General features: G+C 54.6%; 13 protein-coding genes, 1 other RNA gene and 1 pseudogene. 1 reads left to right on the top strand and 14 read right to left on the bottom strand.

Features of this window, described 5'->3' with window-relative positions; translation table 11 throughout:
• Positions 1-37: 37 nt before the first annotated feature.
• From OCY70_RS12070 to OCY70_RS12020, 11 genes are all read right to left on the bottom strand, one after another.
• The gene (locus OCY70_RS12070; RefSeq protein ID WP_213427926.1) at positions 38-1,159 is read right to left on the bottom strand and encodes an LCP family protein; all 1,122 of its coding nucleotides are present in this window, start codon (positions 1,157-1,159) and stop codon (positions 38-40) included.
• 18 nt (positions 1,160-1,177) lie between these two features.
• Positions 1,178-1,459 carry a hypothetical protein gene (locus OCY70_RS12065; protein ID WP_213427927.1) on the bottom strand — a complete coding sequence of 94 codons (282 nt, stop codon included), beginning with the start codon at positions 1,457-1,459 and terminating at the stop codon, positions 1,178-1,180.
• Between the two features lie 60 nt (positions 1,460-1,519).
• A complete protein-coding gene (locus OCY70_RS12060) occupies positions 1,520-1,810 on the bottom strand; it encodes a YlaH-like family protein (RefSeq protein WP_006675609.1) in 291 nt (96 codons plus the stop codon).
• 37 nt (positions 1,811-1,847) lie between these two features.
• Positions 1,848-3,689, bottom strand: a complete 1,842-nt coding sequence (gene typA, locus OCY70_RS12055) for a translational GTPase TypA (RefSeq protein WP_213427928.1) — start codon at positions 3,687-3,689, stop codon at positions 1,848-1,850.
• Positions 3,690-3,840: 151 nt separating this feature from the next.
• Positions 3,841-4,326, bottom strand: a complete 486-nt coding sequence (locus OCY70_RS12050) for a glutamate synthase (RefSeq protein WP_213427929.1) — start codon at positions 4,324-4,326, stop codon at positions 3,841-3,843.
• 213 nt (positions 4,327-4,539) lie between these two features.
• On the bottom strand, positions 4,540-5,208 hold the full coding sequence (locus tag OCY70_RS12045) for a TerC family protein (RefSeq protein WP_213427930.1): 669 nt from the start codon (positions 5,206-5,208) through the stop codon (positions 4,540-4,542).
• A gap of 94 nt (positions 5,209-5,302) precedes the next feature.
• Positions 5,303-6,589 (bottom strand): tRNA uracil 4-sulfurtransferase ThiI, encoded by a 1,287-nt coding sequence (gene thiI, locus OCY70_RS12040; RefSeq protein WP_213427931.1) that lies wholly within the window; start codon positions 6,587-6,589, stop codon positions 5,303-5,305.
• Positions 6,590-6,613: 24 nt separating this feature from the next.
• Positions 6,614-7,771, bottom strand: coding sequence for a cysteine desulfurase family protein (locus tag OCY70_RS12035; RefSeq protein WP_213427939.1), 1,158 nt, complete (start codon positions 7,769-7,771; stop codon positions 6,614-6,616).
• Positions 7,772-8,022: 251 nt separating this feature from the next.
• Positions 8,023-8,370 (bottom strand): hypothetical protein, encoded by a 348-nt coding sequence (locus OCY70_RS12030; RefSeq protein ID WP_213427932.1) that lies wholly within the window; start codon positions 8,368-8,370, stop codon positions 8,023-8,025.
• A gap of 25 nt (positions 8,371-8,395) precedes the next feature.
• On the bottom strand, positions 8,396-8,602 hold the full coding sequence (locus OCY70_RS12025) for a DUF1540 domain-containing protein (protein ID WP_168178975.1): 207 nt from the start codon (positions 8,600-8,602) through the stop codon (positions 8,396-8,398).
• Positions 8,603-8,761: 159 nt separating this feature from the next.
• Positions 8,762-9,262 (bottom strand): DUF3907 family protein, encoded by a 501-nt coding sequence (locus OCY70_RS12020; protein ID WP_213427933.1) that lies wholly within the window; start codon positions 9,260-9,262, stop codon positions 8,762-8,764.
• Positions 9,263-9,520: 258 nt separating this feature from the next.
• On the opposite strand from OCY70_RS12020, the gene OCY70_RS12015 reads away from it, so the two are divergent.
• Positions 9,521-11,428, top strand: a complete 1,908-nt coding sequence (locus OCY70_RS12015) for a S8 family peptidase (protein WP_213427934.1) — start codon at positions 9,521-9,523, stop codon at positions 11,426-11,428.
• Positions 11,429-11,572: 144 nt separating this feature from the next.
• On the opposite strand, the pseudogene OCY70_RS12010 reads toward OCY70_RS12015, so the two are convergent.
• The 3 genes and pseudogenes from OCY70_RS12010 to rnpB all read right to left on the bottom strand — a co-directional run.
• Positions 11,573-11,926 (bottom strand): annotated as a pseudogene (locus OCY70_RS12010) (transposase); the annotation flags it as partial.
• Positions 11,927-12,310: 384 nt separating this feature from the next.
• Positions 12,311-13,516: an IS4 family transposase gene (locus OCY70_RS12005; RefSeq protein WP_261944567.1), complete on the bottom strand. Its 1,206-nt coding sequence runs from the start codon at positions 13,514-13,516 to the stop codon at positions 12,311-12,313.
• Between the two features lie 454 nt (positions 13,517-13,970).
• Positions 13,971-14,376, bottom strand: an RNA gene (rnpB, locus tag OCY70_RS12000) — RNase P RNA component class A.
• Positions 14,377-14,391 lie beyond the last annotated feature (15 nt).

Here is a 14,391-nt window from a genome sequence, read left to right as displayed (position 1 = left end):
TAATCGGTGAAGCAAAAATTGCATACAACTTGTATAACTAGGCCGCAGGGGAAGGGGAGGCAGGCGTCTCCGCCGGATCCGTGGTCCCCTCCGGAACGGCCGGCTCCTTCAGCGATTTGCCTGCCAGAACGTCCTTAAGCGCCTGCTTGGCCTCTTCCAATTTATCCTCGAACGGATAAATATAAGGACTCTTCCAGTCTCCGTCGACCGAGATGTAATGAATATTATCCTTATCAATCGTAATATACGTTGTCAGGGCGCTGCGAATCTGGGACGGCATCATATCGATCGTGAAATTGTCCGCCAAGGCGTCAATGACATCCGTCGCCTTCGTCAGGCCGCCCAGAGACTGCATATTGCTGACAATCTCCTTCAGCACGGCATTCTGGCGCTTATTCCGGTCGAAATCGGTCGTTCCCGGCGTCTGAGGACTGCATCGCCAGTTCGATTTGCGGTAACGGACGAAGTCGAGCGCGTTTTTGCCGTCCAGATGTTGAAAACCCTTGCTCAAATTAATATTGGTGCCGTCTTCCTTGTCAACGTAGCACATGTCTTGATCGACATTGACATCAACGCCGCCGACCGCATCGACCAGGTCGACGAAGCCTTTGAAGTTAATGACGGCCGTATAGTCCAGATCGATGCCTAAATATTGGCCGAGCATCACCCGCATCTCGTCTTCCGGCGTCTCGCTGTCCAAGGTGCCCCGCTCTTTCATCACATAGAAGTTAGGATAAAAATGATTCAGCTTATCCGGCCCGTAACCCGGAATATTGAAGTACGTGTCCCGCGGCAGCGACACAAGGACCGCTTCCTGCGTGTCGGGATGAATCGCTCCGACCATGATGACATCCGTCCGCTTCCCCGGAAGCTCCGGCCGGTAATCCAGCCCGAGCAGCACGAACGAGAAGGGTTCGCTCTTCGGCGTCAGCGTGGCCTGAACCGTGCTTGCTCCCTCTCCTCCGACCTTGGCGGTGGAGATGTCATCCAGCTTGTTGTTGGCATACAGCAATATGTATCCGGCGTAACTGATAACGCCGAGAGATAGAATGATAATCGCAATGAGAATGCCCTTGACCCATTTCGGCATGCCTTTGCGTGCCGAAGCTGCTTTTACGCTCTGTTGTTTTCTCGGCGGCAATGGTGTCGATGAATTCATAATTCCTCCCACATCATGTTACTCGTTGTATTTCGGATTCGCTTCAATGTCTTTCCACAGCCGTTCGGCTTCTTCCCGCTCGAACCGCTCGGAATGCGCGGCCCCGTCCCGTTCATAGGTCACGACATAGCGGTCTTCCGCCTCGTTCCATTCCGCGGCGACGGATCCCAGCCGATGATCTTCGCGCAAAATATCTTCAAAAAAAGCAACCGTCTCCTTGGCCGCCCCATCCTCGGGGCGGGCATCTGCCACGATCTTCATCTGCAGCCAATTGAACAGCGCAACCGGCAGCTTCATCATATGCGCCCTCGTCCCTTCTGTTCAGATGCCCGCTGCCTTCCGGCAGCGGGTCAATCCTAATCAGCCTTGATTATTCGCTTCTTTTTTGCGCCGCCGCTCTTCCACGAAGTAGCGGATGCGCACCATGAACATTAAGATGACAGCCACGGACAGACACTGCACGATCGGCAGCTTGTCGATCTGGAAAATAAGAAGAATGAACGCCCCGACCGCCATAAACAGATACACCAAAATTTCTTTGAGCAAGGGCAGCTTCTGCTGCGTACGGAACACTTTATTGAAGATGTACACCATGAACGCAAAAATAAGCACGTAGCTTATATATGGATGGGATGCCAACCACGCTTGCATCGAGGGTCACTCCTTTTCCAACGTTGTCCAAATTTCATTATACATGGGATTCGGACATTTTGCGCACTTTTTCTGCCCGTTCGCGTTCGCTCTTGTTCAGAATTTTTTTGCGAAGCCGGACCGTGGATGGAGTAATCTCGCAGTATTCATCATCGTTCAAATATTCCAGAGCCTGCTCCAGCGAGAACAGGCGCGGCGTCTTCATGCGGACCGTCTCGTCCTTCGTCGCCGACCGGACGTTCGTCAAGGCCTTCTCTTTGCAGATGTTGACGACGATATCGTTGTCGCGATTATGCTCGCCGACGATCATGCCCTCATACACTTCGGTGCCCGGCTGAAGGAACAGCACGCCGCGATCCTCGACCGACAGCATGCCGTACATCGTGCTTGTGCCCGTCTCGGTCGAGACCAGCACCCCTTGGTGCCGTCCGCCTACCTGGCCGCCGACATAAGGACCGTAATGGTCGAAGGCATGGTTCATAATGCCGTAGCCGCGAGTCAGCGTCAGGAAAGTGGTCCGGTACCCGATCAGCCCGCGGGCCGGAATCAGAAATTCCAGGCGGACCTGGCCGTTCCCATGATTGATCATATTGACCATCTCGGCCCGCCGGGTGCCCAAGCTCTCCATGACCGGACCGGTGCTATCCTCCGGAATGTCGATCACGAGCCGCTCGATCGGCTCCATTTTTTTGCCGTCGATCACTTTGACGATGACCTCCGGCTTCGACACCTGGAGTTCATAGCCTTCACGGCGCATATTCTCGATCAGAATGCCCAGGTGAAGCTCGCCCCGCCCGGAGACGATGAAGGCATCCGGACTATCGGTATCCTCCACCCGCAAGCTGACATCGGTCTCCAGTTCCTTCATCAGCCGTTCGCGCAGCTTGCGGGACGTAATCCATTTTCCTTCTCTTCCGGCGAACGGACTGTTGTTCACGAGGAAGGTCATCTGCAGCGTAGGCTCGTCGATATGAAGGACAGGCAGTGCCTCCGGATGCGCCGGATCGGCCAGCGTCTCGCCGATATTGATGTCCTTGATTCCGGCAATGGCCACGATATCTCCGGCCCCGGCCTCGTCGCGCTCGATCCGCTTCAATCCTTGGAAGCCGAACAACTTCTCAATCCGCGCCTGCTTCACTTGACCCTCGCGGTTGATGACGGCGACGGCCTGCCCCTGGCGGATGCGGCCCCGGTTCACGCGTCCGATCGCAATCCGGCCCATATATTCATTGTAGTCCAGCAGCGTAACGAGGAACTGGAGCGGCTCATCCGGGTTCTCCGCCGGAGCGGGGATATGCTCCACGATCGTGTCATAGAGCGATTGCATGTTGCTGTCCTGCTGCTCTGGCGACAAGCTCGACGTCCCGTTCAGAGCGGACGCGTAGACGACCGGGAAGTCGAGCTGGTCGTCATTGGCCTCGAGCTCGATGAACAATTCAAGCACTTCGTCAATGACTTCATGCGGCCGGGCATTCGGACGGTCGATTTTATTGACGACGACGATCGGCGTCAGATTATGCTCCAGGGCTTTGCGGAGCACGAACTTCGTCTGCGGCATGCAGCCTTCGAAGGCATCGACGACCAGCAGCACCCCGTCGACCATTTTCATAATGCGCTCGACTTCTCCGCCGAAGTCGGCGTGACCCGGAGTATCCACAATATTAATCAGGTAATCTTTATACGTAATCGCCGTATTTTTGGCCAAAATCGTAATGCCGCGTTCACGCTCCAGATCGTTGGAGTCCATGACGCGTTCCTGAACCATTTCATTCTCGCGGTACGTTCCGGACTGCTGGAGAAGCTTGTCCACGAGCGTCGTCTTGCCATGGTCAACGTGGGCGATAATAGCGATATTGCGAATGTTTTGTCGATCTTGCATACTTGAACCTTTCCCTTCTGGATGTGAATGACAAGCATTGGAATCTCCTCGTCCGCGGCAAGGCGAACAAGGCGATTCATCAAGAAAAACGCCGGAATGAAGCGGCGTTTCTACTCGGACGGAATGATGTCTCCATGTTGCGGCAAGCCTCTTAATATCTTCGGCCCAAGCGGCCGAACACGAGGGCGGCTCCAACCACGATGAGCGCAATCGCAATCATGTAGAGGCTGATTGTAATCATGAGCATCAGGATAAAAATGCCGATCCCTGCCCCGCCGAACAACAGCGAACCGAGCCATGCGTTGCGCGGATGGAGCGGATCTTCCACATAATAGCCGTACAGGCCAACCCCGACCCCAATCAGAAGCAGAGGCCACAGCCATGCGAACAGACCGGCGCTAATCCAATGCGTCAGCATGAACAGAACGCCATAGACAGTCAGCATGCCCGCAGGCACCATCGTCACGGGCGGGGCGATTCTGGCCCGAACGAGAGCGTAAGCGCCCAATCCGGCAAGAAACATAATGAGCGGCCACAAGGCGCCGCCGATAAAAGCAAAGACTCCCCATTTCCCCAACAATATAAATAAGCCTGCTGCGAGGATAACGATGCCGATTACTTGTTGATTTTTGCCCATTCGACAATACCTCCATGCATCATGGTTACGATTTGACAGACAGCGTGCGGCTTTCGGTGCGTCATTTTTATCTTTTCTAGTGTATATGAAAGTGCGGAAAAATACCACCATCACCTGAAAATTTGCAAATTCCGCAAATGGCGCAAAAAAACAGCCGTTCCCCAAAGGGGGCAGCGGCTGTGTGCAGGACCGCATCATCGCACCGCACGGGTGTTATTCTGTTCCGATCTTGCCCCTGCCGCGAAAAAATACACTGAGAAGCAATGCCAGTCCGACCATTACCCAAGGAAGGCTCTCTTCGAGGCGAAGACCCGGCCGGTCTAACCAGGCGATGATCTTCGTATCGGACGCAATCATCTCCCCGGCGGTGTATGCCAGAATCCCGGCTCCCGCATACATGAGCAGCGGCAGCCGCTCCAGCCAGCGGCTGATGATCGCGCTGCCCCATACGATAAGCGGAATACTGAGCGCAATGCCGAGGATGATGAATTCCATTCGTCCCTTCGCAATGGCCGCGATAGCCAGCACGTTATCCAGACTCATCACGAAATCCGCGATCAGAACGGTGCGAATCGCCGTCCATAAGGAGCCGGCCTCTCTCATCGCTTCCGGCTCTTGCCGGGGCGAGGCGGTCAATTGGACGGCGATGGCGAAGAGCATGGCTCCGCCTGCCGCTTGGAGCAGCGGGATTCGCAGCAGCGTGACGGCCGCCACCGTAAGCACGCAGCGCATCAGCACGGCGCCTCCCACGCCCCACCATACCGCTTGGCGGCGGTAATGTTCGGGAAGGTGGCGGGAAGCCATGGCGATAATGACCGCATTGTCCCCGCTCAGCACCGTGTTGATCAACAGTATTTCCCCTATAATCCATATCGAGTCCACAGTCCGTCCCCCCTGTCTACTACATGTATGAGCAGAGGAGACAGGCTATGACGTTTATTTTCGCATGAACCGCATAAGAATCCTGTATTGCCTGTTAGAACCAGTCATCCGTCCGGGCGGGCTCGCCGTCCGGCTTGCCCGATGCTGCCGCTTCGGACGAATCTTGCCGTTCCCCGGACAGGACAATCGCCTGGTCCGGACTTCCCCCGGCCCGCAGGACGAGGGACTCTGTCTGCGCCACCGCCGCTTCGAGCAGCGCTTCATAATCCTTCAAGGAATGCTCGGCATATTCGACGACGCGCAGATTCGGATTCGTGGAAGGCGATTTCGGCACGAACAAGGTGCAGCAATCCTCATACGGCAGGATGGACAGGTCATAGGTTCCGATCTGCTCCGCAATGCGGATAATTTCATTCTTGTCCATCGTGACGAGCGGACGCAGAAGCGGCAGATCGGTCACGCGCCCGATGACGTTCATGCTCCCGAGCGTCTGGCTCGCCACTTGCCCGAGGCTGTCCCCCGAGATGAGGGCCCCGGCTTTGCGCTGTTCGGCCAAGCGGGTCGAGATGCGCATCATCGCCCGCCGCATCAGCGTGATCATCAAATTATCCGGCGCTTCCTGATGCAGCCGCGTCTGAATCTCGGTGAACGGGACGAGGTGCACCCGCATCCGTCCGGCGTAGTTGGCCAGCACCTGGGCCAGATCCAGCACCTTTTGCTTAGCGCGTTCGCTCGTGAACGGATAGCTGTGGAAATGAATCGCCTCGATTTCCAGACCTTTGCGCAGCGCCTGGTACCCGGCTACGGGGCTGTCAATTCCGCCGGACAGCAGCAGCATGGCCCGCCCGTTGGATGCCAGCGGGAAGCCCCCCGCGCCCAGAATGACCTCATTGAACAGATAGGTCCCTTCCTCGCGCACCTCGACATGCAGCTCGATATCCGGCTGGCGGACATCGACGGTAAGCTGCGGATATTTGCGCAGAATCGGGGCGCCGACCAGATGGTTCATTTCCTGCGATCCATGCGGGAAGGCTTTCCAGGCTCTCCGGGCCGTGACCTTGAAGGTCGTGTTTTCCCCCGGATTCATCTCGGCCATAAGCTGCAGCGCCGTCTCCACAATCGGTTCCAGCTCCGAAGGAGCCCGCTTTACCGGGCTTAGCGACACGATGCCGAACACCCGGCGAAGGGCGCCAACCACCTCATCTATCGGTTCTCCGTTCAATTCCACGTACATTCGGCCGTATACCCGGATAATTTTGGCCTGCGGGAAGGGCGCCAGCACGAACTTGACATGCTGGTAAGCGGCTTTTTCAAATCTGCTGCGGTTCTTTCCTTTGATGGCCAATTCCCCGTAACGGAGAAGTATCATATCGTATTTCATAGCTGGTTCGGTCCTTTCCCCTGTTTATCTTCGGCTTGTCCGCATGGGAGCGAGCCGCTTCGTCACTTGCGCCAATGCGTCGGCCAGCCGTTCGATGCTTGCCGTATCGGTATCGGCGCCCATGCTGATGCGAAGCCCGCTCGCCGCGCGTTCCGCATCGTTCGTCATCGCCATCAGCACCCGGCTCGGCTGGTGCAGCTTGGAAGAGCATGCCGATTGGGTGGAGACAACAACGCCCAGTTCTTCCAGCGCGTGCACCACCACTTCGGACTTCATGCCGGGGAACGACAGATTGACGATGTGCGGCGCGGCAAGGGGAAGCGGCGGACTGTTCACCACAAGCGGATCCAACTGCTCCAACCGGCGAAGCAGCAGTCCGCGCAGCTCGGACCAGCGCTCGTAATTCGCCTGCTGCTCTTCGACGGCGAGACGGACCGCCTTGGACAGGGCGATGACGCCCGGCACATTGACGGTGCCCGGACGGAGACGGTGCTCCTGCGCTCCTCCCGCGAACAAGGGCTTCAACGGAGCTTGTCCCCGCCGCAGCAAGGCGCCGACTCCTTTCGGCCCCCGGATTTTATGCCCGGAGAGGCTGTACAAATGCACGCCCCAACCCTCCAGATCGATCGGCAGCTTGCCCAGGCCCTGCACGCCGTCCACGTGGAACACGATGCCTGGATGCGCGCGCACGATGCGGCCTGCCTCGGCAAGAGGCTGCACCGATCCGGTCTCGTTATTGACATGCATCAGCGAAATGAGCGCCGTGTCCGGCCGGATCGCCGCTTCCAGCTCCTCCGGACGGATGCGCCCATGATCATCTACGGGCAAATACGTGACGGCGACGCCCTCCCGCTCCAGCTCCCGGAAGCATTCGTAGACGGAGGCATGCTCGACTGCCGACGTGATTACATGCCGCGAGCGCCCCCCGGCAAGAGCGCGCACCGTACCCAATATGGCGAGGTTGTTGCTCTCGGTCGCCCCGGACGTGAAAATGACGCTGTTCGGGGAGGCGTTCAACGCGCCGGCCACGACTTCGCGCGCCCGCCGGACCAACTGCTCCGCCTGGCCTCCCATTTGATGAATCGAAGAGGGATTGGCATATATTTGCTCCATCACTTCCGTCATCGTCCGAATGACGTCCGGATGCGGAGGCGTGGATGCGCTATGATCAAAATATAGCATTGACGCCGTTGATGTTTTCAAGCTAATCCTCCTTTAAAAAAAAAGATCAAAACAGCATGGGAAGCGCAGCCACTATCCCCGCTTCCGCCGTTGTTGATCCCCTGCAACTTCGACATTACTTGTTATTTTACACGTTTTCTTCGGATCGCACCATCTTTTTTGAAGAGGATGTTCGGAACGGCGACCTTTCTTCTATATTATAAAAGAGCTTGTCCCCGCCGCGGCGGTTACAAGCCCTGAACAGAGTGTGATTACATGGATGCCAGCAGCAGCAGGCGAAGCACGATGGCGAAACTGCCAACGATGATGGCGATCATCCCCAAGGAACGGCTCCCTTGCAAATACGACAGGCCTCCAAGCGCGATGCCGCTCAGGCCAAGCACATATGGAAACATGATGACCGATACAATAGAAAACCCTACGGCAACGGCGCCCACTCCGCAAATATGATCGATTTTTCCCCGTTCCTTCTCAGCCTCAGCGTCGGCGTTCATCGCCTCCCAAGGCGACAGAGTTCCGGCTTCGGCAGCAAATTCGGTATCCCGCGCGATCGACTCGCGCTGGCGGTTCTTTTTGTGGCGGCGGCCTTTCGCTTTCATCCCTTTGTCCCTCCCGTACCGTAGGTTATTTCGGTTCAAACGTTTGGCAGCAGGTTACGGATGATTTGGAAGCTATATCTTTGTGGGGGCCATACTCTTCACCGAATTCCGACTTCAAATTCGCGGCTGCATGCTTATCGATTTCAATCATAATCTCGCTGGCTTGACAGCGGTAATCGCCCCAGAACTTGCAGTTGGATACACTGCAATTCACCAATGGCTTGTCACTCATGTCAGTCACCTCCGTTACACAGGATGTCCTGCCGCCGCCGCCCCTATGCCGTGCCGCCATACCATTTCCAACACAAAAAGACGCTCCGTTCCAACCCGAAGCGTCATTGACTCTAATTCCGTTATTTGTGCGGCCGGCCGCCGCCCAAGCTTCGCCCATTCATTGGGTAAGCTGCATGCGCCGCTCTGACATATAATCGCTTTCGTAATAGCTTAGCTCCTCCCGAAGCTCTTCGAACAGCCGGGACAACTCCCGAACCAGCCGCTTCACCTCAGGATCGGGGGCCATGCGGAAGCGGATCGCTTCCCGGCCGGTATAAGCATACCGCCCATCCTCGGTGTACGCTTCATGCTTCGGATTGAAGAAGGCATGGACGCAATGATGATACAGCTCATACAGCGCTTTCTCCGCAAACGGCTGCTCGAAATTCGCCCGCCGCAGCGCTACGCCGATCCGCTCGTAACTGACCTCGGAAAAAACGAGCAAATGCCGGAAATCTGCCAGTAGTCCTTTGTAAAAAGCCAACGTTTCTTCATCTGTCTGCCCGCCGGCCAGTTGGGCCAGCGTATGCCCGTTCAAAAACTGCTCCAGTTGGTCTGCTGCTTGCCCCACATGGCCCCGGGCCAACTCGCATTGCTGTCTTACCGTGGATGCTGACATGGAAAAAGCTCCTCCCTTAATCGCGTCATTGCATACCTGAACGCTCCAAACGAATACGATTTTGCCATTTTATCCTACCATAAATATAAGCAAAAAGGTACTGTCCGCAACCAATGTTTGGCTTCCTTTTGCCGTCCGAATAATTTGGCCCGCAACGTCTCAAGCTAAAGCCAAATCTTCCATGCCCCGCGCTCCGCACACCACAATATTGAGTATGCCGGAGCGGATGGATACGGCCCGGACAAGGAGGAACATCATATGTTGAAACCCCGCCATTGGGTAGGCATTGCCGCTCTGGGAACGGCAGTTCTGGCCATACCGTTACTGTGGTCCGCGAACCGCGCTCCGGTGGAGAACGGACGTACTGCCGCGATGCAGGAACTTCAAATCAAAAATCAGGTCCTTCAACAGGATATGCATTTTACGGAGCGCTTGTTCGCCATGGATGCCCGCAGAGACATCGATTCGGCGCTTGAAGAGTGGCACGGGCAGACAGCGAAGCAGATGAATACGCTCGCCGAGGAATTCATTCAAGCACATCCTCATTTCATTTATATGAGATGGATCGATTTCGGCAAAGGATCGGAATGGGTCAAAGGGAAACTGCCGCAGGATACGACGCGGACCGGCAATCAAAAACTGAACGAGCAGTTGAAAATCGCGGAATCATCCGTCAAAAAGCAGCAATCGTACATGTCCCCGCAAATTACGATACAAGGCAAGCATCATATCGTTATGGGGATACCGGCCCCCGGGAAGAAGCATGCGATCGTGGCCCTCGTGAATCAGCATGTCGTTCAGAACGTGCGCAAGCTTCAGCAGAAAAATTTGCGCCTCGTCCCTTATCCGCCGGAGTCCAAGTTCCGGGTCAAATCCGTAGATGCGGATTCGATGCGGGACGTGAAGGTGAAGGACGGAGAAGACAATGCCGGAACGAGCCATTACTATGAGAACGAAGTCGTGGTGCGGTTCCGGGACGAGCCGACGGCGGATGCGTTGAAGCGCATGATGCGGGAGACCGGAAGCGAACAGCCGCGCAAGCATAGGATCGGATCTACCTATGTGTTCCGCTCCCATTGGATGACGGCGGAACAAATGACCCAATATTTCGCCCAATATGACCCGCTGTATGTCGAGCCCCATTTTTTGTACCTGACGAACGGGGAGAACCGCCCAACCAGCGTATTGCCGTTTGTCGGCAACGACCCGGCCGGCGTGGCGGTCGAAGAACCGAACGACGTCTTGTACAAGCCCTATCAATGGAACTTGCCCAGCATTCAGACGAACCGGGGCTGGTCCATCAGCAAAGGGGCGGACAATGTCATTATCGGGATCGTCGACACCGGAGTCGACTTGAAGCATCATGATCTGAAGGGCCGGCTCCTGGACGGGTATAATGTGTTCGATCCGGGAGCTCCGCCGCAGGACGATGTCGGCCACGGCACCCATGTAGCCGGCATTATCGGAGCCAATGTGAACAATCGCGAAGGCGTCGCAGGCATGACCTGGACGAATCCGATCCTGCCGGTCAAGGCGCTGGACAGCACCGGATCGGGAACGACCTATTCGGTCGCGGAAGGGATTATTTGGGCCACCGATAACGGAGCCAAGGTCATTAACCTGAGCCTTGGCAACTATGTGGATGGGGCATTCCTCCATGATGCCGTCAAATACGCCTTCGAGCGCGATGTCGTGCTCATCGCCGCGACCGGCAACGACAATACGAAGCGCCCGGGCTACCCGGCAGCTTATCCCGAAGTCTTCGCCGTCTCTGCGACTGACGCCGATGACACGCGCGCCTCTTATTCCAATTACGGCAATTACGTCGATGTCGTGGCGCCCGGAACCTCGATCGCCAGCACCTACCCGAACAATCAATATGCCGCCTTGTCAGGCACGTCCATGGCCTCTCCGCATGTGACGGCGCTGGCGGCGCTTATTCGTTCGATCAACCCTGGGCTCAAAAATACCGAGGTGTACGAGATTATGCGCCAGAGCGCGACGGACCTGGGCACGCCAGGCAAGGACATCGATTTCGGCTATGGCAAAATCGATGTCGCCCGCGCGTTGAGCATGGCCGACCAGGGCAACTTCTCCCTGTCCCTGTACCCGCAAAACATCGAGCGGAAGCTGAACCGCTTCATCTCCCGCTTCATCGGCATGTAAAAATGTAAAACACCCGCAGGATATCCCTGCGGGTGTCAGATTGAAGACAAGGGGACTCCCGCGTAATAGCGGGAGTTCTTTACGCTTTTTATCCATATTTACAAGTTAGGAGAGGTGCGACCGGTCTTCCAGAGCCAGGTCTCCATTTTTACAGATTGCCGGGTTCGAGCGATACATTTTATAACCATCACGGTTCGTTGTTTCGTAAGACAGTACCGCATTTCCTTGACATAAGTTACAGTCGTAATGCTCATCGTACACGTATTCATGCTTTTTAAAGAAGCCTTCTTTCGTTTGAGGACGGGTATAGGGCAGGACAGGACGAATCTCTCGTTCTTGCAGCGTTTTGCAAATAGCTGGCATCTTGTAGTCTGCATCCGCCGCAACCGCTTGTGGAGCCGGAACCAGATGAGCAGCCTCTTCAAGAACATCTTCGAAGACTTGGCTGTCATGAACATTTCCAAGTGTTACTTTAACCCCGAGTACAAACCCGTTCCGACAGAGGCAGAAGCTGCGTTAATCCCGCCGCTCTAGTCATCCCGCTCCACTAAAGCTGCAGTATCTCCCGCCACTCTAGTCATCTGATCCACTAAAGCTGCAGAATCTCCCGCCACTCTAGTCATTTGCTCCGCCAATACTGCAAGAATGCACCAATTTCATTAACACGAGGTTGCGAAAATTAGATTGCTGCAAAAATGCAGCAATTAGCCCACTAGCGTTGCATAGAACCTGACATGAAGAAGACTTTAAACTCCAGATACGGAACTAATAATCATTATTTATATATATTTACAGTTTCTTTTTTCCTAGCAAAGCCAAAAGTCGATCTCCTACTAAACCATAGGAACATGTTACCATCAAATGTTAATATGCCATTATTACCTATTTAATCACCACTTTAACGGTCTTACATTGCTTTGGGTGTTTTCGTGGTCGACCACCCTTTCGTTTCTTCCGCCTGCCCTTCGAGTGCTTGGTTGGTTTGCGGTGCAGTGCCATCAAAAATTGATCCCACGTTTTATTCATATAGACCCGAAGCAGCTTTAGAAATGACCATAGCGTTTGAGTGGTGTCAGCCTCCTTCCGGACCAACATGACTAAACCATATGCGATGAAGGCTAAAAAAATCTGGTTCCATACTGCCTCTGGATGGAAACTGTACAAATGGACTAAGCTCATATGTTGCTTCATCCATTTAAAGAATAATTCAATCATCCAGCGGCGCCGATAAATCTCGCAGATTTGGGCTGCGGACTTATCCCAGACATTCGTAAGCACACGGTACTGGCGGTTCTTCTCATCGGTATACTCCACTAACCGGAGCTGGGCTTCTATCACATGGCCTTCTTCATCCTTGTAGCTCACGATCACGTCAGCATCACGCACCACAGGCGTCGTTTCATCGATCTCGTGCTCGCAGATGATCGCCGTCTTGTTGCTTTTCTTAATGCGTGCCACGAAGCGTAGATTATCATCCAGCCACTGCTTATAGTGACCATATGTGATGTACCCGCGATCCAAAACATGAATGGCATCTTTATCGATCACCAGATCCAAAGCCACTTCGCTGTCAGCAACGCCTCGTGTGGAACAAACAATGTTTTCGGGATAGACGGTATCCGGGTCGCAAACAGCAAGTTTGGTGTGGATCTTTACCCCGTTGCTGTGTTTGGAGCAGTAGGCCCATTTTCCAGCGACATCAGGGAGTGTAAGTACCGTTGAATCGACAATGCTCAGTTTCCCGATGCCGGGGATACCCTGCTTCGGATAAAGTTGTTGCAAACGTTGTGTCACTTGAATCCATAGCTGCTGCAACACCGGTAAAGGCAACGCTCTGAGTGTACGTACGAGTTGGGAAGCGCTAATGGATTTCAAGTGGATCGCCTGCTGCAGCTGTTCGTTCGCACGCAACGCGTTGCAGATATCTTCGAGGTCCGTGCGTTTATTCAATTGAGCATCAATGAGTAGTTTGATCGCTCTCACGAGTGTAAACTTTCGTCGATAATTGAAGATTGGGAATTCGTCGTCCGAGAGCTGAATCAAATTTAGGCATTTACAAATGACGGTCTGATCTGGTATAGTACCCATGGTCTTTTCTCCTTTTGGTGAGGGATTGGGTAACATGCCTATCCTTCAACATTAGGAGATTTTTTTATGAGTTACCAGATATAATCGATCAATAAATTGAAGAAAAAGTAATTAATGAGAAATATATTTTTCATGTCAGGTTTGGTGCAAGGCTAGTGCAATTAGCCTACGGCAAAGTACAAAGAGCGTTCAAAATGGCGAAATAATGTAATTTTGCAGGATTTTCTCGGAATTTAGCCTCTTGAGGTTAAAAATGCTGCGCCTGTGCAGCAATTTCATACGGGGACTAGCTTGCTTCATGCGCGGAGCAGCTTGCCCTAACCTGTCCTGCCTCCCCCGGCCCCACCCTTCATTAGAAAAAAAGACTGTCGACAGGACTTTGTCGACAGTCTGATACCCGCAGGATATCCCTGCGGGTGTGTTCGTGTATTGGATAACATAGAAAGTTGCAGCTTCGGAAAGCTTGCCATAAGCCGGGTTCTGTACTCATCGTGGTATCGCGGGGGCAACCCTTCCACTACTAAGCGACAATCATCTATCTAGGCCGTGCATTGCTGCACCGCTCAAGCGACCAACCCAGACGCGCCTCGGGCCGAGGTGCCTGTACAGACAGGCGTGCGTCCCATTAGGTCTTGCTCCAGATGGGGTTTACCAGGAACGAAGTCACCAGCGTTCCTCGTGGTCTCTTACACCACGGTTCCACCCTTGCCTGTGCCGTCATGAAGACGGCCATCGGCGGTCCATTTCTGTGGCACTATCCTTCAGCTTGCGCTGACTGGACGTTATCCAGCATCCTTGCCCTATGGAGCCCGGACTTTCCTCTCGTGACGCAAGTCACCAGCGATTGTCTGTCAAACTTTCCGTCAACAATCGTT

Source organism: Paenibacillus melissococcoides (genome assembly GCA_944800085.1).
In the GTDB taxonomy this organism is placed as follows: Bacteria; Bacillota; Bacilli; order Paenibacillales; family Paenibacillaceae; genus Paenibacillus_B; species Paenibacillus_B melissococcoides.
Note: the sequence above shows the minus strand (reverse complement) of the source record. Positions and strands in the feature narration are given on the sequence as shown.